The organism is uncultured Winogradskyella sp., assembly GCF_937958655.1.
Taxonomy (GTDB): Bacteria; Bacteroidota; Bacteroidia; order Flavobacteriales; family Flavobacteriaceae; genus Winogradskyella.
Map to the genome: position 1 here is coordinate 1 of NZ_CALGNH010000060.1, position 26,311 is coordinate 26,311.

The 26,311-nt window shown below is 34.5% G+C and carries 22 protein-coding genes and 1 pseudogene; 12 read left to right on the forward strand and 11 right to left on the reverse strand.

Annotated elements, in window-relative coordinates:
• From Q0800_RS11020 to Q0800_RS11030, 3 genes and pseudogenes are all read left to right on the forward strand, one after another.
• A pseudogene (locus Q0800_RS11020) lies at window positions 1-225 on the forward strand (biotin attachment protein); the annotation flags it as partial.
• Between the two features lie 2 nt (window positions 226-227).
• Entirely contained in the window at window positions 228-1,631 is a 1,404-nt protein-coding gene (locus Q0800_RS11025) for a TolC family protein (protein WP_299129537.1), read from the forward strand.
• Window positions 1,632-1,782: 151 nt separating this feature from the next.
• Window positions 1,783-3,135 (forward strand): Mur ligase family protein, encoded by a 1,353-nt coding sequence (locus Q0800_RS11030; protein ID WP_299129539.1) that lies wholly within the window; start codon window positions 1,783-1,785, stop codon window positions 3,133-3,135.
• A gap of 103 nt (window positions 3,136-3,238) precedes the next feature.
• Here the strand turns inward: Q0800_RS11030 and Q0800_RS11035 are convergent, their stop codons facing one another.
• The 4 genes from Q0800_RS11035 to Q0800_RS11050 form a co-directional block, all read right to left on the reverse strand.
• Window positions 3,239-3,559: a hypothetical protein gene (locus tag Q0800_RS11035; RefSeq protein ID WP_299129542.1), complete on the reverse strand. Its 321-nt coding sequence runs from the start codon at window positions 3,557-3,559 to the stop codon at window positions 3,239-3,241.
• Between the two features lie 50 nt (window positions 3,560-3,609).
• A complete protein-coding gene (locus tag Q0800_RS11040) occupies window positions 3,610-5,451 on the reverse strand; it encodes a PLP-dependent transferase (RefSeq protein WP_299129545.1) in 1,842 nt (613 codons plus the stop codon).
• Window positions 5,452-5,521: 70 nt separating this feature from the next.
• Window positions 5,522-6,112 (reverse strand): FMN-binding negative transcriptional regulator, encoded by a 591-nt coding sequence (locus Q0800_RS11045; RefSeq protein ID WP_299129548.1) that lies wholly within the window; start codon window positions 6,110-6,112, stop codon window positions 5,522-5,524.
• A 55-nt stretch (window positions 6,113-6,167) separates the two neighbouring features.
• Window positions 6,168-6,611 (reverse strand): DUF1569 domain-containing protein, encoded by a 444-nt coding sequence (locus tag Q0800_RS11050; RefSeq protein ID WP_299129550.1) that lies wholly within the window; start codon window positions 6,609-6,611, stop codon window positions 6,168-6,170.
• Between the two features lie 51 nt (window positions 6,612-6,662).
• Here Q0800_RS11050 and radC point away from each other — a divergent pair, with 51 nt between their 5' ends.
• From radC to Q0800_RS11070, 4 genes are all read left to right on the forward strand, one after another.
• Window positions 6,663-7,361: a DNA repair protein RadC gene (radC, locus tag Q0800_RS11055; RefSeq protein ID WP_299129552.1), complete on the forward strand. Its 699-nt coding sequence runs from the start codon at window positions 6,663-6,665 to the stop codon at window positions 7,359-7,361.
• A 135-nt stretch (window positions 7,362-7,496) separates the two neighbouring features.
• Window positions 7,497-8,792 carry a polysaccharide deacetylase family protein gene (locus tag Q0800_RS11060; protein ID WP_299129555.1) on the forward strand — a complete coding sequence of 432 codons (1,296 nt, stop codon included), beginning with the start codon at window positions 7,497-7,499 and terminating at the stop codon, window positions 8,790-8,792.
• The gene (locus Q0800_RS11065) at window positions 8,789-9,475 is read left to right on the forward strand and encodes a YjjG family noncanonical pyrimidine nucleotidase (protein ID WP_299129558.1); all 687 of its coding nucleotides are present in this window, start codon (window positions 8,789-8,791) and stop codon (window positions 9,473-9,475) included. The genes Q0800_RS11060 and Q0800_RS11065 overlap by 4 nt, the downstream gene beginning before the upstream one ends.
• A 9-nt stretch (window positions 9,476-9,484) precedes the next feature.
• Window positions 9,485-10,258: a hypothetical protein gene (locus Q0800_RS11070; protein ID WP_299129562.1), complete on the forward strand. Its 774-nt coding sequence runs from the start codon at window positions 9,485-9,487 to the stop codon at window positions 10,256-10,258.
• On the opposite strand, the gene Q0800_RS11075 is transcribed toward Q0800_RS11070, so the two are convergent.
• Window positions 10,255-11,532: a replication-associated recombination protein A gene (locus Q0800_RS11075; protein ID WP_299129565.1), complete on the reverse strand. Its 1,278-nt coding sequence runs from the start codon at window positions 11,530-11,532 to the stop codon at window positions 10,255-10,257. The two genes, Q0800_RS11070 and Q0800_RS11075, sit on opposite strands and share 4 nt — an antisense overlap.
• 109 nt (window positions 11,533-11,641) lie before the next feature.
• Here Q0800_RS11075 and Q0800_RS11080 point away from each other — a divergent pair, with 109 nt between their 5' ends.
• Window positions 11,642-12,334 (forward strand): rhomboid family intramembrane serine protease, encoded by a 693-nt coding sequence (locus Q0800_RS11080; protein WP_299129568.1) that lies wholly within the window; start codon window positions 11,642-11,644, stop codon window positions 12,332-12,334.
• Between the two features lie 144 nt (window positions 12,335-12,478).
• On the opposite strand, the gene Q0800_RS11085 is transcribed toward Q0800_RS11080, so the two are convergent.
• The 6 genes from Q0800_RS11085 to Q0800_RS11110 all read right to left on the reverse strand — a co-directional run bounded on the left by Q0800_RS11085 (window position 12,479) and on the right by Q0800_RS11110 (window position 22,510).
• Entirely contained in the window at window positions 12,479-13,333 is an 855-nt protein-coding gene (locus Q0800_RS11085) for a hypothetical protein (RefSeq protein WP_299129571.1), read from the reverse strand.
• 12 nt (window positions 13,334-13,345) lie between these two features.
• Window positions 13,346-15,031, reverse strand: a complete 1,686-nt coding sequence (locus Q0800_RS11090) for a SusD/RagB family nutrient-binding outer membrane lipoprotein (protein WP_299129573.1) — start codon at window positions 15,029-15,031, stop codon at window positions 13,346-13,348.
• Between the two features lie 9 nt (window positions 15,032-15,040).
• Window positions 15,041-18,283, reverse strand: coding sequence for a SusC/RagA family TonB-linked outer membrane protein (locus tag Q0800_RS11095; protein WP_299129575.1), 3,243 nt, complete (start codon window positions 18,281-18,283; stop codon window positions 15,041-15,043).
• A gap of 140 nt (window positions 18,284-18,423) precedes the next feature.
• The gene (gene rlmB / locus Q0800_RS11100) at window positions 18,424-19,167 is read right to left on the reverse strand and encodes a 23S rRNA (guanosine(2251)-2'-O)-methyltransferase RlmB (RefSeq protein WP_299129578.1); all 744 of its coding nucleotides are present in this window, start codon (window positions 19,165-19,167) and stop codon (window positions 18,424-18,426) included.
• Window positions 19,168-19,231: 64 nt separating this feature from the next.
• Window positions 19,232-20,872 (reverse strand): aryl-sulfate sulfotransferase, encoded by a 1,641-nt coding sequence (locus Q0800_RS11105; protein WP_299129581.1) that lies wholly within the window; start codon window positions 20,870-20,872, stop codon window positions 19,232-19,234.
• Window positions 20,873-20,920: 48 nt separating this feature from the next.
• Window positions 20,921-22,510: a hypothetical protein gene (locus Q0800_RS11110; RefSeq protein WP_299129584.1), complete on the reverse strand. Its 1,590-nt coding sequence runs from the start codon at window positions 22,508-22,510 to the stop codon at window positions 20,921-20,923.
• 274 nt (window positions 22,511-22,784) lie between these two features.
• On the opposite strand from Q0800_RS11110, the gene rpsL reads away from it, so the two are divergent.
• From rpsL to rpsJ, 4 genes are all read left to right on the forward strand, one after another.
• Window positions 22,785-23,159 (forward strand): 30S ribosomal protein S12, encoded by a 375-nt coding sequence (gene rpsL, locus Q0800_RS11115; protein WP_296355478.1) that lies wholly within the window; start codon window positions 22,785-22,787, stop codon window positions 23,157-23,159.
• 91 nt (window positions 23,160-23,250) lie between these two features.
• Entirely contained in the window at window positions 23,251-23,727 is a 477-nt protein-coding gene (gene rpsG / locus Q0800_RS11120; RefSeq protein ID WP_299129588.1) for a 30S ribosomal protein S7, read from the forward strand.
• Window positions 23,728-23,733: 6 nt separating this feature from the next.
• Window positions 23,734-25,860 carry an elongation factor G gene (fusA, locus tag Q0800_RS11125; protein WP_299129592.1) on the forward strand — a complete coding sequence of 709 codons (2,127 nt, stop codon included), beginning with the start codon at window positions 23,734-23,736 and terminating at the stop codon, window positions 25,858-25,860.
• 11 nt (window positions 25,861-25,871) lie between these two features.
• Window positions 25,872-26,177 (forward strand): 30S ribosomal protein S10, encoded by a 306-nt coding sequence (gene rpsJ, locus Q0800_RS11130; RefSeq protein WP_007650482.1) that lies wholly within the window; start codon window positions 25,872-25,874, stop codon window positions 26,175-26,177.
• Window positions 26,178-26,311 lie beyond the last annotated feature (134 nt).

Below are 26,311 nucleotides of genomic sequence, written 5' to 3' on the forward strand. Positions count from 1 at the left end.
GTAGAACGTTTTATAAGCGATAATGGTAAGTTTAGAATTTTGTTAGCGCCAGACCCAGATAGCCATCCATGGCCAGAAGATGTAAGAGCAGGCTCAGGTGCCTTTACAATGGCGCTATTAGACGATGTGCCAATCGGTTATGAATTGTGGCGACGATTAAATGGTTTTCCACCAAATTACTACCAACCACAAGATGGAAGTGGAGCTAAAAAAGCGAAGAAATAAGCATGAAGTATCTAAGTACATTACTTTTTATAGTTGTTAGTTTATTTAGTTATGGACAATCAGACTCTATTTCAGAAGTCTTACGTTTCAATGAGTATTTAGCCTACGTTAAAGAGTTTCATCCTATTGTGAAGCAAGCCGAATTGGTAATAGATCAAAGCCAGGCAAAACTCTTAAAATCTAGAGGTGCTTTTGATCCTAAGTTTGAAGTAGATTATGACCGAAAAAAGTTTAAAGGGCTTGAGTATTTTGATCGTCTCAATGGTATGTTTAAAATACCGACATGGTATGGTATAGAGCTTAAAGCAACTTTTGAAGAAAATTCTGGTGAGTTTCTAAATCCTGAAGCCTTTGTGCCAGAAGACGGTTTATATTCTGCTGGTATAAAGATGTCTGTAGCCCAAGGTTTTTTAATTAACGACCGTATGGCAGCGCTTAAGCAGGCAAGATTGTTTAGGGAACAAGCAAGGGCAGATCGCGATATTTTTGTCAATACTATTCTTTTTGAAGCCTCGTTGGCTTACTTTAAATGGTTGCAAGCCTACAATGAATTACAGCTGTTTCAAAACTTTTTAACCAATGCAGAATTACGATATAGAGGTATAGAACGTGGCGCAGAAGTGGGTGAACGTGCCGAAATAGACGTTGTTGAAGCGCGTATTGCTATTAATCAGCGCAAGCTCAGTTTAGAGCAAGCTAAAGTAAAATTGATGAAAGCTGCATTAGAGCTATCAACCTTTTTATGGTTAGAAGATAATGTACCAGTAGAATTACAACCTAACGTAATACCAGACGTTTCCTCAGAACCAATAGTAGATGCAACGTTTAACATTAATCAATTACGACAAGATGATGTGATTATAGAAACGCATCCAAAAATGGTATCTTTAGATTATAAATTACAAAGCTTAGAAGTAGATACACGCTTAAAAGCCAATAAATTATTACCAAAAGTAGATGTAGAATATAATTTTATTACAGAAGTACCAGAAGTAGCCAGAACTTTAAATACTGCCGAATATAAAGGTGGTTTAAATATAAGTTTTCCTTTATTTTTAAGAAAAGAACGCGGAGATCTCAGATTGGCAAAACTAAAAATGCAAGACACTGAGTTTGAAATGGACGCCACAAGAGTTAACCTTCAGAATAAAATTAATGCACTAAGGCAAGAGCTAGATTCTTATGTTTTACAGAACGAATTGGTAGGGCAAATGGTAACTGATTATTTGAGGATGTTAGAGGCCGAAGAGCGCAAATTTACACTCGGAGAAAGTTCATTATTCTTGGTCAACTCTCGAGAATCCAAACTTATCGATGGACAACTAAAGGCCATAGAAGTACAGTATAAATTTTTTAGTACCAAAGCAAAGTTATTTAAAAGTTTGGCGGTTAATCCTAATTTTTAGATTTAAGATAATAGACTTGAGATAATAGACTTGAGATAATAGACATGAGACCATAGACATGAGATATTAGACTAGTTTGAAGAAGATATGTTGTTCGTTTTTTATCATGTCTTATTTCTAAAATCTCTTTTCTATAATTTATATTTGCTACATGAACGTACATTTTATAGCAATTGGTGGTGCAGCAATGCACAATTTAGCCATAGCACTTCACAATAAAGGATATAAAATCACAGGAAGTGATGATACCATTTTTGATCCGTCAAAGTCAAGATTAGATGCCAAAGGCTTGTTGCCAGAATCTATGGGTTGGTTTCCAGAAAAAATCACTTCAGATTTAGATGCTATAGTTCTTGGAATGCATGCCAAAGCCGATAATCCAGAATTATTAAAAGCCCAAGACTTAAGTTTAAAAATTTATAGTTATCCTGAATTTTTATATGAGCAAGCCAAAGACAAGACCCGAGTTGTTATAGGTGGAAGCCATGGTAAAACTACAATTACCTCTATGATTTTGCATGTAATGCATTATCACGATAGAGACGTGGATTATATGGTAGGTGCGCAGCTCGAAGGTTTTGATGTAATGGTGAAACTTACCGAAGATAATGACTTTATCGTTCTAGAGGGTGACGAATATCTAAGTTCACCAATAGACAGACGTCCAAAGTTTCATTTGTACAAACCTAATATAGCCTTATTGAGTGGCATTGCTTGGGATCATATTAATGTGTTTCCAACGTATAAAAATTATGTAGAGCAGTTTAGCATTTTTGTAGATTCTATTGTAAGAGGAGGAAGCATCAATTACAATGAAGAAGATTCCGAAGTCAAACGTGTTGTAGAAGCTTCTGAAAATCAAATTAGGAAGCTAGCCTATCGTACACCAGAGTATACTGTTGAAGCTGGCGAAACCTTATTAGAAACGTCCGAAGGTCCTATGCCAATTGAGGTATTTGGTGCTCATAATCTCAATAATTTAGCTGGTGCTAAATGGATTTGCCAACACATGGGTATAGATGAAGAGGGTTTTTACGAAGCTATATCTACATTTAAAGGAGCAAGTAAGCGTTTAGAGAAAATTGCTGAAAATTCTAAAAGTGTGGCTTATAAAGATTTTGCACATAGCCCAAGTAAGGTAGAAGCAACAACCAAAGCAGTAAAAGAACAGTACAAAGACAGAACTTTAGTAGCTTGTTTAGAGTTGCATACGTATAGTAGTCTAAATGCGGAATTTTTAAAAGAGTATAAAGGTGCATTAGATGCTGCAGATGTTGCAGTGGTCTTTTATTCACCGCATGCTGTTGAGATTAAAAAGTTAGAAGAAGTCACTCATAAGCAGATTGCAACCGCCTTTGAACGAGATGACTTAATCATTTATACCAATCCAAAAGATTTTAAAGACTTTCTATTCTCACAGAACTTTGAAAACAAGTCATTGCTTTTAATGAGCTCTGGTAACTATGGAGGTTTAGATTTTGATGAGGTGACAAAACTGTTTTAGAGTTTTGTGGATCCTGTCCCGAAGGCTTTCGGTATTGTTTTAGGAGCTTATCTTAAATAGCGGAATAAAGGTGTCTCGAGGCGAGAATGCCGATGTACCATGCTCATCTGCTGTAAGATCCATACTTAACTAAACTCCAAAATATAAAAAGACCAATGAGTCCAATACTTGCATAACCATAAAATACGGCTATGAGTAGTAGAAAACTTATTATAAGAACTATGGTTTTAAAAATACGATTAGGCTTTTTTTTGTGATGAGATGTTTTACTGTTTAATAATTGATTTAAATAAATCTCATCAGATTTTTTTAAGTAAAATTCAATATCAGACTGGTCAAAATTATGAGCTTTTATTTCTTTGATTATCTCAGTTTTAGATAATCCTTTTTTTCTTAATGAAACGCAATAATCTAATTTATTCACTTTTATTTAATCAGTATTATTTCACATAAAAATACTTAAAATAGTTAATGTTATAAATTTTCCACAAAATCTTTAAAAACCGCTTTATGCTTTTCTAAATCTAAATCTGGTGACACAGCAACTCTAGCAATATAATCTTTATCGCCCTCTTTAGTAGTGCCTTGTGTTGAGGTGGCTGGTATCGTCCAATAACAGCCTTTTAATTGTCCATAGCTTACGCAATACTTACTCTCATTTGGGATCTCCGTAATCATTAAGTTAATGAGCTTATGGTTTAGTTTTCGCTTATAAGCTTCGCGTTCTTCAGGTGAATTTCCCTTAGTTGGTAGGTCTAGCGAAAATACTGAAGGTGTAAAGCCTTGTTCTGCTAAGGCTTCGGATACAAAATTGATTTTAGCTTGGGGTAATGTGGTTTCAATAAAGTTAACAAACTCACACGTATTCTTGTAAGCCTCTGCAATGCGTTGTAACATCGTTGGCATTTGTTCTGCTAATAGTTGATATTGCAATGCTGTAGCTTCATTATCGCAAAGTAATAAATGTTGTTCTATAGCTTGCATTAATGGTTTTGCAGATGTGTTTGCCGCAGCATAACCTGCTGTACATTTTCCACCACTAGGAAACTTAGATCCACTGATATATGCAATGGTTTTTACAGGTGCTAGTATAGCATCATCACTTAAAAACTGAATATTTGGGCAAAAGGTTTGGTCTAAAATAAATACGGGTGCAATAGCTGTTTGTCCAGTTTTGGTGTGTCTTACTTTAGTTAAAACTGCCTTTAGTTGTTCCATTTCTGGGACTTCTACACGTGGGTTGGTAGGTATTTCAGCAATGATATAAGGGACTGCGTCTTCCTTAGCAACTTCTGCTAAAACCTTTTCTAGACTTTTAATCATGTCATTATCACCATCAACTTGCAGGTCTACTACCTCTACATAATCTAAACAAGCAGCGACACGTCTGGCTTGGTCATTAGTGCCACCATAACAATTAGTTGGTACAATAAACTTAACGGGTTTTTCTTTGTAATGATCTAGTGCATCATTAATTAAACCCATCATTATGGCATACTGAATAGATAAACCACTAGAGCCCACTACAGGTTTTGTTGTTGTATCTGTAATGGTTTTTATAGTGTCTAATACCTTTGTTTTTGTAGCCTCGTTAGACGTTATAGACTGAGTCGCAGTTTCTTGGGTTAATGCACGTAATGCTATTGCACAATTGGCTGGTGTCATAGCTATGGTTTCTCTACGACGCACATGCTGTATGTTTGAAATGTAATTGGTGTTATGCTCTCCATTAATACTAATAACGCTGCCTAAATTATTATATAAATGGAGATAGAAATCAATATTAGGGTTATGGTTTAAAGTGCTTATTTTATCTTGTGTTGAGATTAAAATAGTACTACCGTCAAACTTGGGAATAGCATTTAGATCTTCAATTTTTTTAAGTTCAAAATTATAACCATACACATGTTTTATAATAGCGGCATCAAAAGACTTCGGTAAATCGTGGGTATATAAAATCTGTGTGTTCTTTTGGTTTAATAAGTTAGTTCTTAGCACCGCTAAAATTGGTGTGGTTTCTGATGAAAAACTAATCACCTGCTCTGCTGTTATATGATGTAATTTGGCAAGGGTCCATTCTAACACACAAGAGAGTGGGTGGCCTAAGCGTATGTAATCATAGGCCGTTGGTAATACTTTTAGTGCTGATGCTTCAGCATTATGAGTATTAAATAAGGTTTCAAAGTGTTCTAAGAATTGAGTTTTAGCCAAGGGCTCATTATAAATATCTAAACGATGTGTGGTTAGATTTAGCCAATCTTTAGGCATGTTTTCTAATACCGCTTTTATATAATGTCGTATGTTATTGTCTTGCATATCGTATCCTTTGATATCGTTTGTAAAGATATATTAGTTGAGAATACTGTAAAACCTTACAGCTGTTCCTTTATGAAAAAACGTTATCCAAAAATTGTTTAATACTTTCTTTATTGGCTCTAAGTAATTCCTCACGTGCTAATTTTTTATCCTTAGCTTTTTTGTCTTGCGAGAGTTTAAATTTACCTTCCCAATGGGTAATAGAGATTTCAAACATTTTTATATAATCTAAGTTAGCATCTAATCTTGGGTTGTCTGGTTCTAAAACATACTTGTGGTCTGGTGCTTCTAAAAACTCCGTCATGGTAATTAAGGATTGCTTTAAAGCCGCTTTACTTTCAATAGCTTTTACTGTTCCTTTTAAATGCACTTTTATATAATTCCAAGTTGGTAATTGTGTTGTAGAATATACGGTTGGTGAAATGTAACATTGTGGTCCACCAAAAATGATGGTAACATCATTATTATCTTTAAGAAGTTTGGTTTGAGGATTATATATATCAATATGACCAATAAGTTTTTTATCCTCGTAAACCAAAGGTAAATGAGTAACTAAAGGTTGGTTGTTGTCTACCGAAATAACCGTGGCTAAGGGATAGGTTTTAATCACCTCAATCATGTGATTGATGTTGTCGTCCTGATGATGTTTTGGTGGATACAATAGATTTACGATTTACGATTTGAGATTTTCGATTACTGATTACTGCCTACTAAATTCACACACCAAATTGCTTAAAGTGATGGTCTAAATGTTTGTATTGTATTTGTCCCCATTGTTGTGACGTAAAGTGACCAAAAGCAGGGTGAGGAGCAAATTCTGTTTTGGTGCGTTGCGAGTAGGCTTCATCAATTAAGGCTTCTAATTTTATTTTCTCCTGTTCAAAATCTTTAGTGTCTTCAGTTTTTAAAAATTTGGCTGTTGGTAATCCTTTTTTCCAAGGTTTGTCATTATACATCGATTTTTTGAATAAAAGTTTAACCAACCAATTGGGTTTCATGCCGTAGTCATTTTTTTCTAGTAGAATATTAAATGGGCCTTGGCAATGCCATACCATTTGACCCGTATTCATTTTGCCCCAATTAGCTGTAGCACTTTCATTAAGTTTAGATATACGTGCTTTTATTTCATTATAAGCCTTTTCCTCAAATATAGATTGCATAATAATTGATTTATTTAGTGGCTTAAAATTACAATTTTTTATCTTTAAAGCATGTCAGAAAAACCAACGTCTTTTTCCATAAAAAATTGGTCTCAAGATGATCAGCCAAGAGAGAAACTAAGAGATAAAGGAAAAGCTAACTTGAGTGATGCAGAACTCGTGGCTATACTCATAGGTTCTGGAAGTAGAGCTGAAAGTGCTGTGGATTTGTGTAAACGTATTTTGGCTAGTGTAGATAATAATCTTAATGCTTTAGGAAAATTGTCTATTAAGCAATTAATGGAATTTAAGGGTATAGGTGAGGCCAAAGCAATTACTATTACTGCAGCTTTAGAGTTGGGTAGACGAAGACGATTAGAAGCTAACATGCGATTAGATAAAATAGAATCTAGCCGATCTGTTTATAATATTATGCAACCCCTTTTGGGCGATTTACCACATGAAGAGTTCTGGGTTTTATATCTTAATAATTCTAATAAAGTCATTCAAAAAAATCAACTAAGTAAAGGTGGTATTACTGGTACTTTAGTCGATGTGCGTTTGGTGCTTAAAAGTGCTTTAGAAGTAGGAGCAACGGCTTTAGTATTGTGTCATAATCATCCATCAGGAACATTAAAAGCTAGTAAAGCAGATATCGCTATTACCAATAAACTAAAAACAGCAGCAAAAAGTTTAGATATAAACGTATTAGATCACCTAATCATAACAGAGAAAGCATACTTTAGTTTTGCAGATGAAAACCTTATGTAAAGCGTTTAATTTCAATTTAAAAATCTCAAATTTTAAGGTTTAAATTTTTAGTCTTCTAAATGTATAATATTGCGTTTAGAATTTGTTATTTTTAATTTTTTACGACCAACTGCAACTGAATACAGCAAACTGAAAATGTTACTAGTCTACTCACATAAAATTACATCTCGATTACAATATACATTTAAGCATATTTGCAAACGTATTTTGGGACTAGAGGTAAAATTTACATCTAAAGTAGAAGATTTTATTGCGCACAGTAGCCTTAAGATGTCTTATACAAAACAGCCATTGAGTAATGAATTATTTGTACGAAGTCATACGCTGTTGTTTGAGCAAGGCCTGTCCGATTTAGATATTAATGTACAGCCATGGGAAACAACCAAAGGTTTTTTTGCTGCTGGTGAGCGTAGTGATTTAGCGTTTGACATTTTTGCAGCTTCCTTTTATTTACTGAGTCGTTATGAGGAATATTTGCCTCATGTTAAAGATGATTATGGAAGATTTACGGCAAAAAACAGTTTGGCATACAAGCAACATTTTTTAAACCAGCCCGTGGTAGATATTTGGGCTTATAAACTGCAGAAAATACTGCAAGAGCGTTTTCCAGATTTTAAATTTCCTCAAAGACATTATAAGCTTCAACCTGTGATAGATGTGCCTATGGCTTATTATTTTAGAAAAAAGGGTCTACTTAGAACTATTGGAGGTACATTAGCGGACATAGGCAGATTTAAGTTTAGGCAACTCTATCAACGGTATTTGGTTTTAATGGGTTTTAAGCGCGATCCTTACGATACCTTTAAATGGATTATTACCAAACAAAAGCAGTGTCAGTTTAAATTTATGGTGCTATTTTTAATAGGCGATTACTCTACCTACGACAAAAATATAAGCACCAATAAAAAAGAATTTGTTTCTCTAATAAAATCGGTAGCAGATTATTGTAACGTTGGTATTAAAGCCTCCTACTTTGCTTTAGAAGACTTATCTATTTTGAAGAAAGAAAAACTAAAGATGGAGTCTATTATTAATACGGAATTGGCGGCTGTAAGACATTCATTTTCAAAATTAAACTTACCTAAATCATATAGGCATTTAATTGAGTTAGAAATTAATCAAGAATTTACAATGGGCTACATAGATAAGCTTGGTTTTAGAGCTGGTACCTGTACACCGTTTCAATTTTACGACTTAGATTACGAGGTAGAGACACCATTGCAAATTAATCCTTACCATTGCTTAGATTTTGGCTTATTAAAGTACCAATCTCAACTCGATAAAAAAGAACATCTGCAAAAACTCATGGATCAAATTAAGGCGGTAAATGGCACTTTTACACCTGTATTTCATAATTATGCATTTAGTAATTTAGAGCGATGGAAGGGTTATAAATCGCTTTTTAATTTAATACTAGAATCTGCTGAATGACAACCGATATAAAACACGTATTTTTTGACCTAGACCATACGCTTTGGGATTTTGATAAAAATTCTGGCCTAACTTTTGATAAGATTTTTAAACGCAACAACATAGATGTTAATCTTAATGCCTTTTTAGAAGTTTATGAGCCCATTAATTTACGTTACTGGAAACTCTATAGAGAAGAACAAATTTCTAAATCTAATTTAAGATACGGTCGTTTAAAAGACGCTTTTGATGCTGTAGGGATTGAGGTTAAGGATGAGCTCATAAATCACTTATCTATTGCGTATATAGAGCATTTAACAACGTTTAATCATTTGTTTGAAGGGACATTAGAGATCTTAAATTATTTAAAAGATAAGTACGTGTTGCATATTATTACCAATGGTTTTGAAGAAGCTCAAGAACGAAAAATGAAAAATTCTAACATTAGAGATTATTTTAAAACAGTCACTAACTCAGACATGGTTGGTGTTAAAAAACCCAATCCAAAAATCTTTAATTTTGCTTTAGATTTGGCCAAAGCCTTACCAACAGAAAGTATAATGATTGGAGATAGTTTAGAAGCAGATATTGAAGGTGCAGATCAAATAGGTATGGACACCATTTATTTTGACTATAAGGATTTAAATAATTCTAAAGGATACAAGAAAATCACAGAACTAAAATCAATAAAAAACTATCTTTAAAAAAGCAATATGTTTAAAAACGTAATTACATTCATACTACTTTCCATAGGTTTAATAACCTTTGGGCAAAACGAGGTAAATAATTACAAATATGTAATAGTGCCTAAAAGTTTTGATTTTACTAAAGGCGAAGACCAATATCAATTAAATTCTATAGCAAAGTTTTTGTTTAATAAGTATGGCTTCATAGCTTATTTTGAAGGAGAGGACTATCCCAAAGATTTAAGGTTGAATAGTTGTCTTGCTTTAGAGGCTGATGTCTACGAGGTTAAAGGAGGTTTTCTTAAAACTAAATTAGAGATAGCTCTAAAGAATTGTAATGATAAAATTGTAGTAACATCTAAGGTTGGTGAATCTAAATTGAAAAATTATGGAAAAGCCTACAACCAGGCCTTAAGAGATGCTTTTATTACATTTAAAAATAGCAACTACAAATATACACCAGTTAATGACGCTGATATAGAACTAACGGCTGTTTCACCAAGTGAAAATGAAACTATTTCAGAGCCTCTTGAACGTGCAACCAATCCTAAAATAGACCAGCAAGAGCTTGTGGCAAATTTTAATTCTGAAACTATATACTATGCACAACCTATAGAAAATGGGTATCAACTTATAGACTCAGAACCTAAAATAATTATGATTTTATTAAAAACCAGCGCGCCAGATATATTTATGGTAAAGGATAAAAATGCTATGGTTATTAAGAAAAACAATCAATGGTTGTTTACAGAAAACCAGGGTGATAAATTAATAGAGAAGCGCTTAAATATTAAATTTTAATAGCCGTATTTTTCTTTCCAACGTGCTTTTAAAAATTGGCGTTGTGCATTTTCTCTGGCGTTATTTCCTGGATTATAAAGCGTTGTATTTTTAATGGCTTCGGGTAAAAATTCGTGCTCGGCAAAATTGTTATCATAGCTATGGGCATATTTGTAAGCTTCACCATAACCTAATTCTTTCATTAATTTTGTAGGTGCATTTCTTATAGATAAAGGCACAGCCAAATCTCCAGTTTCTCTAACAAGTTGCTGTGCTTTGTTAATGGCTTCATAGGCTGCATTACTTTTTGGTGAACTTGCTAAATATGTTGCGCATTGGCTTAGAATAATTCTAGATTCTGGATGTCCTATTACCGACACCGCTTGAAAAGTATTGTTTGCAATAACCAAAGCTGTGGGATTTGCATTTCCAACATCTTCACTAGCCAAAATAAGAAGTCTTCTCGCTATAAACTTTACGTCTTCTCCTCCTTCTATCATTCTTGCTAAGTAATACACAGCAGCATTAGGATCACTACCTCTAATTGATTTAATAAAAGCAGATATTATATCATAATGTTGCTCGCCTGTTTTATCATAACGTGCGGCTTTGTTTTGCACTTGTCTTGTGACCAAATCGTTAGTGATTACTATAGGTTCCTTATCAAAAGAGGTAACGAGTAATTCAAATATATTTAAAAGTTTTCTGGCATCACCGCCAGAAAATTTAATGAGTGCTTCGGTTTGTTTTAGTTCAATGTTTAGTTTAGAAATAACGGTGTCTTCTTCAATAGCACGTTGTAATAACGCTTCTAAATCGGCTTTGCCAAACGCATTTAACGTATAGACTTGGCAACGCGATAACAGGGCAGAAATAACCTCAAAACTAGGGTTTTCTGTTGTAGCTCCAATTAAAGTTACCCAACCTTTTTCTACAGCTTCTAATAATGAGTCTTGTTGCGATTTACTAAAACGATGAATTTCATCAATAAATAATATTGGGTTTTTTGCCGTAAATAGGCCACCACTTTTTTTAGCTTTATCAATAACCTCTCTTATATCTTTTACACCAGAATTTATAGCACTTAACTTAAAGAAAGGACGCTTAGACTCGTTAGCAATAATATTGGCTAATGTGGTTTTTCCAATACCAGGTGGTCCCCAAAGTATTAACGAAGGAATAACACCGCTTTTAATTTGCTGATATAACATACCATCCTTACCAACAAGATGTTGCTGGCTTAAGTAGTCGTTTAATACTTTAGGACGGAGACGTTCGGCTAAAGGAATATTCATGGTTTAAAATTACAACTAATATTTTTCAGAGTTAAAAAAATGGTTATGACAATATTTCATACAATCATACTTTGGTCATAAATTTGAAATACTAGTTTTAAAATTAAGTATGTCCTCCCAACAGTTTAAGTACTCTAATACTATAATCATTTATCCTTTATTGATACTGTTTTTAGTATGGTTGGTGTTTTGGTACCAAATTAATATTGATTATGGTATTAAATCCTTGGGAATAAGACCACAAAAAATTAATGGGCTTATAGGTATATTTACGAGTCCTTTTTTACACAGTGATCTTAATCACATTTATAATAATTCAATTCCGCTTTTAGTATTGTCCTTAGCACTGTTTTATTTCTATAATAAAATTGCATGGAACGTTATTTTGTATGGTATACTATGTTCTGGGTTTTTAACATGGCTCATTGGCGCTTCAGGTAATCACATAGGTGCTAGCGGGTTAATCTATGTCCTTTTTAGTTTCGTGTTTTTTAAAGGAATTATAGCTAAAAATTTTAGGCTAATTGCACTGTCTTTGTTGGTTATATTTTTGTACGGAAGTATGATTTGGTATATTTTTCCTATAAAGGAAGGGATGTCTTGGGAAGGGCATTTAAGCGGTCTTATTACGGGTTTATTTTTTGCGCTTGTTTATAGAAAAAAAATAGCTAAACCAAAACGTTATAAATGGCAAGAGCCAGATTACAATGAGGAAGAAGATCCCTTTATGCGTCATTTTGATGAAGATGGAAATTTTATTGAAATTTTACCAGAGGACGAAAGCTTAGAGCCTAATGATTGATAAACGTATTTAGAAATAACTATTAGGCTAATCTTAAAAACCCATAGCGTTTAAGGCTATATTTTTTATAGTTATTAAGTAGTACTGAATAGAAAAACCATCTCACTTCTGAGATGGTTTTATACAAACTAAACTTGTTTAAGTTTATTCTGGGCAATTGTTCAATAATTCACCTGTTGGTGGGCCATTGGTTTGGCTACCGTCACCAACACCTTCATTAAGTACAACCATGCCATTAGGATCGGTGAGGGTGTATAAATTCTCTCCTTCCCAATCACCAGATGTGTAGGTAAATGTAAATATCGTTGTACCTTCTGGTATAGTAATGGTTACTGTTGTTCCAAAACCAGCTGCTGAATACGTTGTTGATTCACCACTAATGTTTACAGTTATTTGGCCACCGTTCCAGCCATCACCGTAAAGGTCGGTCATCTCAAGCGTCCAATCACCAGGCACAGGAACATTTAAACAAATAACATTAGAAATAAACGTATGTTGTGCAGATTGGTTGGCAAAGTTGGCACTAACATCAGAGAATGTGCCTTCTGGGTTAGTCAGCGCCAAACGAAAGTTAAACTGATCTCCCCCTTCTAAATCTGTTGTGGTTAGGCCTAACAAGTTTAAAATATCCTCAGCGGCAAAATCAACCATAACCTGAGGAAATGGACCTGAGCTTGTGTCAAATTCGGATGCAGGTATTGATAGTAATAATTGTTCGCCTGCAAGTTCATCTGACAATCTGGTTGCGTTAACAAACACTTCAAATAAACTAATATCATTTCCATTATCTAAAGATATCAACTGATATGTTTTAGTAAAATTAGAACCAGAAGGGTCTAATAAATTGATGTCACTAAGCCCTTCTGAAAGAATCTGTTGGGCAAATGGGCCACCACTTACATTGAGGTCTTCGATGTCCACAGGAAGTGTATCGTCGTCCGAACATCCTATATTGAAAATCAATACGGATGCTAATAAAAATTTAAAAATCTGTTTCATATTGCTTTATTTTTATTGTATAAATCCATCAGGATTATTATCCCAAAAGGTTTTTACGGTTATACCAGCTTTTTGGTCTATGTTAGGATTTCTATCTACAGTCACATTAGGGTATAGGAAGGATCTTGGGAAATTACCTGTTCCTAATAAAGTAGGTTGAAGGTTAATAGGTGTTCCAGTTCGTCTATATAAGTTATAGCCTTCTACACCGTTACCGAATAAGGCAATCCAATATTCTTTACCAATAACAGCCATTCTTCCTCCATCGTCGGTTGCACCATCGTATAAGGCAAGAACTTCGTCCACATAATTCTCAACATCAGCCATAGTGGGTACATTACTAAAACTATCTGGGTTTGGTAGTTTACTCATTACAGTAGCGATAGATGATCTCACTCCTTGCTCTAACATTGCTCTAGGATCCTCTCCGGTGCCTAAGTTAAGCGCAGCCTCTGCTCTCATAAAGTAAACAAAAGAATCCATCATAATAGGCCATATCCCTGCACCGTCAAGACCATCACCTGCACTTATATCTTCTGCATCGTTATCGTCAAAACGACCACCTATAGGGTAAGTGCCAAATGTCATACGTTTGGCGTTATCTGGTGGGATTCCATCCGCTTCAGCATGATCTCTTCCCCAATAACCATCACCTCTATCAAAAAGTGAGCAAAATGGTAATGGTGCCGCAGAAATAGCGTCAACAGAAGCATAAGAACTTGGTCTCGGATCGTTCCAACAATCAATTTCGTTATTTAATGTCGCTGGGTCTGTAGGAAATTCATCTACCTGTCTGTAGATATAATAACGTAATCTTGGGTCGTCAATTCCTTTTTCTATAGTCAGTGCCCAAGCCAAATAGTTTGGGATGTATTCTCCTGTATTAGCGGCCTCATATTCTTCAAAATAATATTGATGCTTACTTTGAGGATTGTCACTTGTACCGGCTTGCCAAAAGAAATCGTCACTATTATCTGTAATAATATCCTCTGTATTAATTAAGCTAGTAATTTCACCAGCTGCATTAGGATCTACTAAACTTATATTTAAATAATACTTTAATTTTAGTGTATTAGCTAGTTTACTCCACTTGTCAATATCATCACCGTAAAATAAATCACCAAACAAATCACTAAAATCCGGTGTTGTATCATCAATTTGGTCAAAATCGTTTAAGGCATCATTTAGATCTGCTAAGGCTGCAGCGTAAACATCAGCGGCAGGATCTAACGTAGGAAAAACATCTCCACCTTGGAGGGCTTCAGATAATGGTACATCCCCAAAATAGTCCACTAAGGTCATTAAGGTATAAGCCCTAATTATTTTGTTTACCCCTAAGTGACGAAAACGATTAGATTCTACTAAGATAGGCTCAATTAATTTTATTTCATTCAAAATATCTGCGTAAGCTATACTCCACATATTAGCTAAATTTCCATTAGAATTAATGAAATTAACCTCATAAGTGTTAAACATATACTCTAAACGTACAGCTTCTGCACCTGCCTCAGTGGCTTCTGCAAAAAACTGATTAAAATTTGACAGTACAAAATTTAAGTTCGTATCTGGGTCTAATGCATCAGGTGTTGGTACATTAGGGTCTTGTAAAAGATCTAATTCCGTAGTCTCACAAGATATGGTAATGGCTAATAGTATTAGCAATAACCACGTTAATTTGGTCTTTATTATTTTTCTCATAGCTTTTAATTAAAATGTTACTTTAACACTTGCACCATATCTTCTCGAATTCCAAGACGTTAAATAGTCAAATCCTTGTGAGTTACCAACACCTAAACTATTTAATTCAGGATCGTAATTAACACTCTTTGGCACATTAAATGCCTTAACAAAAAGATTTTGACCAGATAAAGTTAATGAAACTGCACCAAATGGTGTATTATCTAACCATTTTTTAGGCATATTATAAGATATAGAAGCTTCTCTAAGGCGCACATGGCTGGCATCGTATATAAGTAATTCATCGGTGCCAAAACCTATATTGTCAAAATAAGCTTCGGTAGCTGTTAGTTGAATATTGTTGGGTTGCCCAGTAGATTGTCTTACACCTGGTAATATGATACTTTGTGTACGGTCAAAATCAGTGTCTTCTACAAGACCTCTACCTACTAAAGCACCAACGGTAGTTGCTAAGATATCACCTCCTTGTTGATATTCCCACTGCATATTAAAACTAAAGTTTTTCCAAGATACAACATTGTTTATTGTTGAGAACCAGTCTGGGTTTGGATCACCAATGATTCCGTTTGTGTTATCTTGAATCCAGTATCCATTTTCATCAACCAAACGATTACCAGCGTCATCTCTTAAAACGCGTGTTCCAAAAATAACTCCTAATTGTTCACCGTTTATAGCGGCGTTGGCTGGTGTAGAAAATATACCTCCGTACAGAATCTGCTCACCATCATCTAGTCCTTGTACTTCACTTACATTGCGACTAAAACTTCCAGAAAGTTTCCAATTCCAGTTTTCTGTTCTTACAGGTGTGACATCGGCAACAATTTCTAAACCTTTGTTAATAACGTTACCCACATTTGTAAATTGACTAGTAAAACCAGTTTCTGGTGGAAGTGGTCTTGCTATAATTTGATCTTCGGTGTCTCTGTTATAATATGTAAATTCAAAACCTACTCTATTATCTAAAAATCTTGCATCTACACCAACTTCAAATTCTTTCGATAATTCTGGACGTAAATTAGGATTTGGAAGTAGGTTTGGAATACTCGTAGTTATTGTTCCTCTACCGTTGGCCTCAAAAACATTTGGAATTAAATTAGCTGTTGGTCTCGTAATATAATTTGCACTTGGAAACCCTGGTGCTGTACCATAACCCGCTCTTACCTTTAAGAAGTTGATTCCATTTTGACTTCTAATTTCAGGAAACGCACTTGTAGGAATAAACGATGCACTAACACCTGGTGCTATTTGCGATCTGAATTCTGGCTCTAGGTTAGAGGTCCATTCATTTCTTACAGATGCGTTTAAATATAAATAGTTTTTATAAGATAGGGTAGTTGCACCATATAATGCTACAATATTTCTCTCATCTTGGAATTGATAGGTTGAATTATTACCTGCAAATAACGTACCTTCTATTATAGTACTTGAGTTTTGGTAATTAATGTGATTTTGTAAACCAAAAATAATTTGATCTCTACTCTCTGCACCGTCAGTAAATAATTCTTGTCGTTGTGAGTTAGCACCAAAGGTAGCTTGTACACTAAAATCTTCATTTAATTGTTTGTCAATATTAAGTAGTAACGAATGGTCCCAAACAGATCTTCTAGCGCTTGTAGTTTGTAGATAACCCGTTGGGTGGATTCCGTCGTTAGCACCTCTATTAATGCTGCGTTCTGTCATGGTATTTGTAATATCAAAACCAGCTCTGTAGCTTAAGGTCATCCAATCATTTAATTCGTAGGATGTTATAAAATTACCAAAAACCCTATTCGTGTTATTTTCGTCTTTTGTATTGTCAACAACCCATAGTGGGTTCATACGGTCATTACCACCTCTGTACCATAAACTTTCACCAGTTACAGGGTGTTGGTATGGTGAGCCCGTTATATCAACACTCCTTGGTAAGTATAGTATATTCCAAACCGAAGCTATACCACCAGTACCAGCTGTTGATATTGTTACATCACTACCTGTTGAGGCATCTGTAAATGGTGAGGTAATATCTGTTTTAGCAAAATTTACTTTTCCATTAATGCTAAATTTGTTATTAAATTTATAAGAAGAAGCCAAAGAGAAGTTATTTCTCACCAATTGGTTTCCAGGTATAAAAGATTCGTCATCAACATGACTGTAACTTACGTTAAAATTTCCTTTATCACCCATACTACCAGAAGCATTAACAGACGTAGTAGATACGATACCTGTTCTAAAAAAAGCGTCTTGGCTGTTAAAAGGTCTGTAGGCAACCTCTGGCGCATCTAGATCTGTTCTTCCAGGGAAAAGCTCAGACGGCTCAACACCAAAGTTATTAAGTAACATTGTTCTAAATGCATTATCAATAGTGTCTTGGCTGTCAAAACGAGAACCCCAATTACTAAAAAATGCGCCGTATTGATTTTGGAAACCATTACCCCAAGTATCTTGGTAGTCTGGTAGGATAATATTATTTGTAAATAAAGATTGTGTTACACTTATCTCCATTTTCTTGCTTGCCTCACCACCAGATTTTGTTGTAATTAAAATCACACCATTTCTACCTTGTCCACCATATAATGCTGTTGCACTTAACCCTTTTAAAATACTTACGCTTTCAATGTTGTTTGGATCAATGTCTGCAAAACCACTTCTAACATTACCGGATTGGAAACTTGCAGAACTCGCAGCTTGGTTTGAACCACCTGTAGAGCCGTCAATTAAAACACCATCAACTACAAATAAGGGTTGGTTACCACCTGTAATTGAAGAAAATCCACGAATTATAATATTAGATCCACTTCCAGAAACACCACCTGTACCTGTAATTCTAACACCAGAAGCCTTACCTCTAAGTATTCTACCAATATCGGTATCTGGTTTTTGCTCAATATCTTTACTTTCTACAGTAGATACGGCATACCCAAGCGCTTTTTTCTCTTTCTTAATACCTTGTGCAGTAACAATCACCTCTTCTAAAGAATTGTCTGGTTCCAAGGAAATGTTAATGGTATTAGCCTCAGCGACAATTACTTCTTTGTTGGCATAGCCTACATAGCTAAAAACCAATACATCACCGCTACCTACGTTTATGGAATATTTACCATCAAAGTCCGTTGCCACACCATTACTGGTGTTTTTTTGTAAAACTGTGGCTCCCGGTAAGGGTAATCCACTTTCATCAGAAACTACTCCCGTCACTGTTTTTTGTTGTGCAAATCCAATTTGCATCAACAAAGCAACGAGCAGTGTTAATCTAATTTTTAATGTTGTCTTCATATTAATGTGTTAAAAATTTAACACAAACTTGGAGATAAAATAGTTAAGAAACAAAGAAAGTGTTAAAAACTTTAACAAATTTCTAAAGTCTGAAATAATAGGGTGAATTATTTTTATATACTGAAAATAGCGATATAAGATTATGAATCCTTCAATCGCTGCCTTAAGGCTTCATATAAAAAAGCACCACATGCCACAGAAACATTTAAAGATTCAATATCTCCTAAAATAGGAAGTTTAGCTTGTTCATCTACAATTTTTAATACCGAAGGATTAATACCTCTGCCTTCAGAACCCATAATAATTGCAGTAGGTTCAGCTAGTGAAATGTCGTAAATGGATTTTTCTGCTTTTTCTGTGGCTGCAATAATCTTAATATCGGACGATTGTAAATAAAAAATAGCGTCTTTTATATGATCAACTTTGCAAATAGGAATTTTAAAAATAGCACCAGCACTTGTTTTAATAGTGTCTCCATTAACCGGTGCTCCGCCTTTTTTCTGAATTATTATTCCAGAAACACCTGTACATTCTGCTGTTCTAATGATTGCGCCAAAGTTACGTACATCGCTTATTTGGTCTAGCAATAAAAATAATGGAGGTTTTTTAGAATCTAAAACCTCTGAGACTAAATCTTCTATAGCGTAAAAGGTGATTGGAGAAATGTAAGCTACTGCACCTTGGTGATTTTGATGAGTTAACCGGTTTAATTTTTCAATAGGAACATAAGATGAGCCAATGCCTTGTTGTCTTAGAAGGTGTTCTAGCTCTTGAAACAATTCACCTCTAGAGCCCTTTTGTAAAAATACTTTATCTATGGACTTATCGGAATTTATGGCTTCAATAATGGCTCTAATACCAAATACTATGGTTTCTTTTTTCATACTACAAAGGTAAACCCATATTAAAGATTTGAAAATTCTTGTTTAAATTAATTGTCTACTATTTTTAATGCTTTATAATTTTTTTACTTATAGTTTGGTTATTAGACGTAATTCTTAAGTAGTAAATACCATCAGGCATTTGAGTTAAATCTATTGTATTTAAAGTGGTTTTATAAATCTCTTTTCCTAAGGCATTGTATACGCTGATACTTTGTATGGAAGCATGGGTGGTTATATTAAATACTCCATTAGAGGGGTTTGGGTAAATCCTAAGGGCAATATCTTTATAATCGTTAATAGACAAGCTGCTGCAGGGTGTTAAATCTGGATTTAGCTCAACAGTCCCATTAGGTGTTAAATCTCTACCTATAAAACCATCGTAATCTAAAGGGTATTTAATGGCTCTAAATGTTAAATTTGTTGTAGGAGGCGTATTTCCTTGGGTTGTAGAAGCTCCCGTGTTACTATTTATAGGGACAATATATTCCCAAACTTTTTCATTAGCGTTATTCAATTCAAAAAAATAACCTTCACGACCTTCGCAAACAAGTATATTGTCATTTTCTAATTGTTGTGCATTACTTACTATACCAGAGAAAAATTCTGAAGATTCCCCTGATACCATTTCGTCATAAGTAAAATCTGTATTTTGGGGAAGATAAGCGGTGTTTGGTGTATAATCGTAAACTCCGAGACTAGTTTCGGGTAAACTTAATATATCGACTTGCGAAAAAGCTGGTGTTCTGTTAATACCGTTGTTAAAGAGCATTATTTTGTTTTCATTTGGAAAACCAGTTGGTATAAAATAAGGGGTATGCTGACCAAATAACTTTCTGTCGTCCGTGGTACCATTTCTATAAGCTATTGGGTTTCCCCATCGGTACAATAAATCACCGCCTTTACCATATAATCCGCCAGAATTTGATGCAGCTTCAGAGGTCGTTGTAGAATGGTCAATTATATAAATTTCACTTAGTTTTCTTGAGCTGATTACAATTTGATCTCTCAATTCATCATACTGAATAGAATTAAAGTGTAACCAATTATTTACAGGACTATTATCGTTTAAAAAATTAATATCAAGTAACTGAGGGCTGGTAGCTACATCGCCAAAATTATCTTTAGTGTTATCAAAATCTTGTATTAAATGATCTTTAATATCCCATTCCCATACTATATTGGCTTGGTTGGTACCCACGGGTTCTAACTCTAATATGGTTTCACTGTAGATTTCCCCATCTTGTATATTTGAAGGGTTTCTTCCTGCTTGTATGGCGTCTGCTTCGGACATAACTGATATGGCAAGTATTAGTATATTTCCGTTGGGTAGAGGGTAAACATCATGGTGCTGCCTAACATTGTCCGTGCTATAAGTGTAGGACCATAATAAATTGTTATCCCAATCATAAAGCTCTACAATACCACCAGCACCACCTATTACAATATCTGTGCTGCCGTCTTCTAGTCTGCCAGGTCTTAGTAAATTGCCATTTGGTAGAAGGTATACAGAAGATCCGGGTAAATAATTGCTGGACCATTCATTAATGATTTGGCCGCAATTATTAATTAAGAATGTTTTTTCGTGTACAGTGAATAAAGTGAATGCGTCATAAGCCTCACTTGTAACTGAAACTGTACCTACAGTATTTTGAGAATACGAAAAACTCGTAATAATAAATAAGACGAGGAGTAATTTTTTAATCATAGATTTTCTTTTCACAGAAATCAAATCTATTACTTTATTGGAAATAAATCAAAAGGTTGCTGTTAAACTCACATGAACTTTAGAGTCTGATAATCTAAATGGTCTATTCTCAGATTTACCACTAGAGTAGTTTAATCTAAAAAGACCTGCGTTGGTAAGCAAACCTAATCCAAAACCAAACCCAAATAATTTTTGTTTTGTATCTGTTATTTTATTTTCAAAATAAGCGGCATCCAAAACAGAGTGAATGTAAATACCATTGCTAAGTCTATAGCGATATTCTGTGTTTAATACACCGTATAAGTTAGCAACTAAACTGTTTTCTTCAAATCCTCTTATAGAATTAATCCCACCAAATCTAAAAAGTTCATTATCTAAATAATCATTAGAGTTTAGAACAGCTCCGTTTAAACGCGTATAGACACTATTTTTTGGATTAAAATTAAATATCTTATACGTGTCTAAATTATACACAGACTGATTTTGAGTTCCTAGGTTGTTTTCTCTATTGCCAAAACCAGACGATAATTGAAACCAAAAATTGATGGGAAATAAAGGATCGTAGAATTGTGGTTTTGTAAACGTGTAGTTTAGAGTGTAATAATTAGAGGTAAAATCATTTAAGATAACTGTGTCGTCTTCTAATAGATTTGTGGAGCTTATTGTGTTTATTCCAGCAGCAATTCTATGTTGAGCATTTATTTGATAATTTAATTTAGCATATTGCTTAGCATTAGAAAAAGTAGTGTCTTTTCTAAAAATATTTAAACCAACCTGCAACCCTAAAGGTGAGCCAAATAAATAAGGTAGGTCTGTGTCTACTCTAAAAGTTTGTTGGTCTATTTCATCGCTTTTATAGAATAGATTTAAAGTCTCTCCATAATTAAGATTATTAATTAATCTTAAATCTAAATACCCGTCAAATTCTATTTTATTTGTGTTTTCATTGGTTCCAAAACCAAGAAAGCCATCAAAGTTATTAGTACGTGTTTTTTCTACATATATATAAAGTGTTGTAGAGTCTTTAGTAAATAATACCTCGGGATCTTTAATTTTTTTTGCAAAGCGCAGGTCTTCAATTAATTCAATTTTGTCTTTTATGTCGTTAAGGTTAAATGTTTTGTTTGTTCTTAATTTCAGAAATCGCTTAATGAAAGACTGTGGGAAATTTTCATATCCTTTTACAATGATTTTATCAATTCTTCTTTTTTGATTAGAAACAATTTTTAAGTCGGCTGATATTAAATCAGAATCCTGTTTAGTAATGTTAACCAATTGAAGCGTAGTAAACGGGTCGCCTTGTTCAGCAATTTTAGAATTTAAAGTATTAAGAGCGCTTTCTAACTGAGTAATATCTAATTCAAAAGTATTATGGTCTTTTTTGTGGTCTATAAAATTGAGTAATTCAATATTAAAATCAGTGCTGTGTGTTATTTTAATTCGTTTAATTTTTTGTCCTAAAAAAAAATGAGCTGTAACTAAAGAATCATTTTGTTTAGAGATACTATCTATAACGGTGTCTATATAACCAGACCTAGTGAGTTTAGTTTTTATTGTGTTTAATTCTGTTTCGAGACTTAAGTAATTGTCAAAAGAATTTATGTAGCCAATTGAGTCTATAACTTTGGTGTTTGACACATTTTCACCCAATGCTTTTAGGTAAATAGATTGACTTTTAACATGATTTAAAAAAATCAAAAAAAAGAGAATTGAAAGTCGTTTAATAAAAACCATTACATTTTATTGGAATAACTCAAATGATAACGTAAAAATAGACCATATAATACACGTATAAAACGAAACCTTCTGTTTCTTTAAAAAATAAATTCTCAAGTATTTGAATAATAAATATATATTTCTACCTTTGCAGCCCTCAAAAGTGAGGGTTAATAAAATTTTTATATAGAAATATATGCCAACAATTTCACAATTAGTACGAAAAGGAAGAGCCAAAATAACCAAGAAGAGTAAATCGGCTGCTTTGGATTCGTGTCCTCAAAGACGTGGTGTATGTACTCGTGTTTATACAACGACTCCTAAAAAACCTAACTCAGCAATGCGTAAGGTAGCAAGGGTTCGTTTAACAAACGGAAACGAAGTAAATGCATACATCGGTGGAGAAGGTCACAACTTACAAGAGCACTCGATAGTATTGGTTAGAGGTGGAAGGGTAAAAGATTTGCCAGGTGTTAGATATCACATCGTTCGTGGTGCACTAGATACAGCAGGTGTTGCTGATCGCACACAACGTAGATCTAAGTATGGTGCAAAACGCCCTAAAAAGTAAAACAAGTTATAAGTTGAAAGTTATGATTGATGAACGTAACATCAAGCAACTAACGACTAACAACTAAGAACTAAACAACTTAAAAGAAGACATGAGAAAAAGAGCAGCAAAAAAGAGACCGCTTTTACCAGACCCAAGATTTAACGATCAGTTGGTAACACGTTTTGTTAACAACATGATGTGGGATGGTAAAAAGTCTGTAGCTTTTAAAGTATTCTATGATGCAATTGATATTGTTGAAGAGAAAAAAAATGATGACGAAAAAACAGCTTTAGAAATCTGGAAAGACGCGTTATCTAATGTGATGCCTCACGTAGAAGTGCGTAGTCGTCGTGTTGGTGGTGCTACATTCCAAATACCAATGCAAATTCGTCCAGACCGTAAAGTTTCGACAGCGATGAAGTGGTTAATAAGCTACGCACGTAAAAGAAACGAAAAATCTATGGCACAGCGTTTAGCAGCAGAAGTATTAGCTGCCGCTAAAGAAGAAGGTGCTGCCGTTAAGAAAAGAGTGGATACTCATAAAATGGCAGAAGCAAATAAAGCATTCTCACACTTTAGATTTTAATTAGAAATGGCAAGAGATTTAAAATTCACAAGAAATATAGGTATTGCTGCACATATTGATGCAGGAAAAACTACCACTACAGAGCGTATCCTTTATTACACAGGTGTATCTCACAAGATCGGTGAGGTGCATGATGGAGCAGCTACAATGGACTGGATGGAGCAAGAGCAAGAAAGAGGTATTACAATTACGTCTGCAGCAACAACTTGTACATGGAATTTTCCAATGGAAAACGGTAAGGCTACCGCAGATACAAAAGGATATCACTTTAATATTATAGACACACCAGGTCACGTTGATTTTACGGTTGAGGTAAACCGTTCTTTACGTGTACTAGATGGTTTAGTATTCTTATTTAGTGCCGTTGATGGTGTTGAGCCACAGTCTGAAACTAACTGGAGATTAGCTGATAATTATAAAGTACCTCGTATTGGTTTTGTTAATAAAATGGACCGTCAAGGCTCTAACTTTATGGCAGTATGCCAGCAAGTAAAAGATATGTTGAAGTCTAATGCTGTGCCAATTGTAATGAATATTGGTGACGAAGCAGACTTTAAGGGTATTGTAGATTTAGTAAAGAACCGTGCTATTGTATGGCACGATGAAACTCAAGGAGCAACTTTTGATGTTATTGACATACCAGAAGAATTAAAAGAAGAAGCAGCAGAATTAAGAGCCAATCTTATAGAGGAAGTAGCAAGTTACGATGAAAATCTTTTAGAGAAATTCATGGAGGATGAAAACTCTATTACAGAAGAAGAAGTGCATGCTGCACTTAGAGCTGCTGTAATGGATATGGCTATTATACCTATGGTTTGTGGTTCTGCATTTAAAAATAAAGGTGTACAGTTCTTATTAGATGCTGTGTGTCGTTACCTACCTTCTCCAACAGATAAAGAAGGTATTACAGGTACAGATCCTAACACTGGTGAAGAGATTATTCGTAAGCCAGACGTTAAAGAACCATTTGCTGCATTAGCATTTAAGATAGCAACAGATCCTTTCGTAGGACGTTTAGCATTCTTTAGAGCATATTCTGGTCGTTTAGATGCTGGTTCTTATATCTTAAATAACCGTTCAGGTAAAAAAGAGCGTATATCTCGTATCTATCAAATGCATTCTAATAAACAAAATGCTATCGATTTTATAGAAGCAGGTGATATTGGTGCGGCAGTAGGATTTAAAGATATTAAGACTGGAGATACTATGTCTGATGAAAAGAATCCTATCGTTTTAGAATCTATGGACTTCCCAGATCCAGTAATTGGTATTGCTGTGGAACCTAAGACCAAAGCAGATGTTGATAAATTAGGTATGGCGTTAGCAAAATTATCTGAAGAAGATCCAACATTTACAGCAAGAACAGACGAAGCGTCTGGTCAGACCATTATTTCTGGTATGGGTGAGCTTCACTTAGATATTATTGTAGACCGGTTAAAGCGTGAGTTTAAAGTTGAAGTTAACCAAGGGCAACCTCAAGTAGAGTACAAAGAAGCTATTACACAGCGTGCAGAACACAGAGAGGTTTATAAAAAGCAATCTGGTGGACGTGGTAAATTTGCGGATATCGTATTTACATTAGAACCTGCAGAAGAAGGAGAAGTAGGACTTCAGTTTGAGTCTGCAATTAAAGGTGGTAACGTTCCTAAAGAATTTGTTCCATCTGTAGAAAAAGGATTCAAAATGGCCATGGTAAATGGACCATTAGCAGGCTATGAAGTAGATGCTATGAAAGTAACGTTAACTGATGGTTCTTACCACGATGTAGATTCTGATCAGTTATCATTCGAATTGGCAGCAAAGCTTGGATTCAAAAATGCAGCAAAAGCAGCAAAAGCTGTGATCATGGAGCCAATCATGAAGCTTGAAGTGATTACACCAGAAGAAAATATGGGTGATATCGTAGGTGACTTAAACCGTCGTCGTGGTCAGGTAAGTGAAATGGGTGATAGAGCTGGTGCTAAAACTGTAAAAGCTACAGTACCGTTATCTGAGATGTTTGGTTACGTAACTACGTTAAGAACATTATCTTCAGGTAGAGCAACATCAACGATGGAATTTTCACACTATGCTGAAACACCTTCTAATATATCAGAAGAAGTTATAAAAGCTGCTAAAGGAGTTGAATCGTAAATCTTAATAAAATGAGTCAAAAAATCAGAATAAAATTAAAATCTTACGATCACAACTTAGTAGATAAGTCTGCTGATAAGATTGTAAAGACAGTAAAAAGTACAGGTGCTGTTGTAACGGGTCCGATTCCATTACCAACGCACAAGAAAATTTTCACAGTATTACGTTCACCACACGTAAATAAGAAGTCTAGAGAACAATTTCAATTAAGCTCTTATAAGAGATTATTAGATATCTACTCGTCGTCTTCAAAAACAATTGACGCTTTAATGAAGCTTGAATTACCAAGTGGAGTAGAAGTAGAGATTAAGGTGTAATTATTGAACTTCGGTCGCTGAGCGAAGTCGAAGTGAACATGTCCCACCGATGCGGTCGCGGGAAAAACGGTAAAAAATACAATTCAAGGCTGAAACGTATTTTTCAGCCTTAAATTTTGAATAAGTAAATTAAT

Bases quoted from the DNA above. Each gene is read 5' to 3' on its own strand.
- Q0800_RS11025 (WP_299129537.1), top strand. From the start codon at position 228: ATGAAGTATCTAAGTACATTACTTTTTATAGTTGTTAGTTTATTTAGT.
- Q0800_RS11030 (WP_299129539.1), top strand. From the start codon at position 1,783: ATGAACGTACATTTTATAGCAATTGGTGGTGCAGCAATGCACAATTTA.
- Q0800_RS11040 (WP_299129545.1), bottom strand. From the start codon at position 5,451: ATGCAAGACAATAACATACGACATTATATAAAAGCGGTATTAGAAAAC.
- Q0800_RS11050 (WP_299129550.1), bottom strand. From the start codon at position 6,611: ATGCAATCTATATTTGAGGAAAAGGCTTATAATGAAATAAAAGCACGT.
- radC (WP_299129552.1), top strand. From the start codon at position 6,663: ATGTCAGAAAAACCAACGTCTTTTTCCATAAAAAATTGGTCTCAAGAT.
- Q0800_RS11060 (WP_299129555.1), top strand. From the start codon at position 7,497: ATGTTACTAGTCTACTCACATAAAATTACATCTCGATTACAATATACA.
- Q0800_RS11065 (WP_299129558.1), top strand. From the start codon at position 8,789: ATGACAACCGATATAAAACACGTATTTTTTGACCTAGACCATACGCTT.
- Q0800_RS11070 (WP_299129562.1), top strand. From the start codon at position 9,485: ATGTTTAAAAACGTAATTACATTCATACTACTTTCCATAGGTTTAATA.
- Q0800_RS11075 (WP_299129565.1), bottom strand. From the start codon at position 11,532: ATGAATATTCCTTTAGCCGAACGTCTCCGTCCTAAAGTATTAAACGAC.
- Q0800_RS11080 (WP_299129568.1), top strand. From the start codon at position 11,642: ATGTCCTCCCAACAGTTTAAGTACTCTAATACTATAATCATTTATCCT.
- Q0800_RS11085 (WP_299129571.1), bottom strand. From the start codon at position 13,333: ATGAAACAGATTTTTAAATTTTTATTAGCATCCGTATTGATTTTCAAT.
- Q0800_RS11090 (WP_299129573.1), bottom strand. From the start codon at position 15,031: ATGAGAAAAATAATAAAGACCAAATTAACGTGGTTATTGCTAATACTA.
- Q0800_RS11095 (WP_299129575.1), bottom strand. From the start codon at position 18,283: ATGAAGACAACATTAAAAATTAGATTAACACTGCTCGTTGCTTTGTTG.
- rlmB (WP_299129578.1), bottom strand. From the start codon at position 19,167: ATGAAAAAAGAAACCATAGTATTTGGTATTAGAGCCATTATTGAAGCC.
- Q0800_RS11105 (WP_299129581.1), bottom strand. From the start codon at position 20,872: ATGATTAAAAAATTACTCCTCGTCTTATTTATTATTACGAGTTTTTCG.
- rpsL (WP_296355478.1), top strand. From the start codon at position 22,785: ATGCCAACAATTTCACAATTAGTACGAAAAGGAAGAGCCAAAATAACC.
- rpsG (WP_299129588.1), top strand. From the start codon at position 23,251: ATGAGAAAAAGAGCAGCAAAAAAGAGACCGCTTTTACCAGACCCAAGA.
- fusA (WP_299129592.1), top strand. From the start codon at position 23,734: ATGGCAAGAGATTTAAAATTCACAAGAAATATAGGTATTGCTGCACAT.
- rpsJ (WP_007650482.1), top strand. From the start codon at position 25,872: ATGAGTCAAAAAATCAGAATAAAATTAAAATCTTACGATCACAACTTA.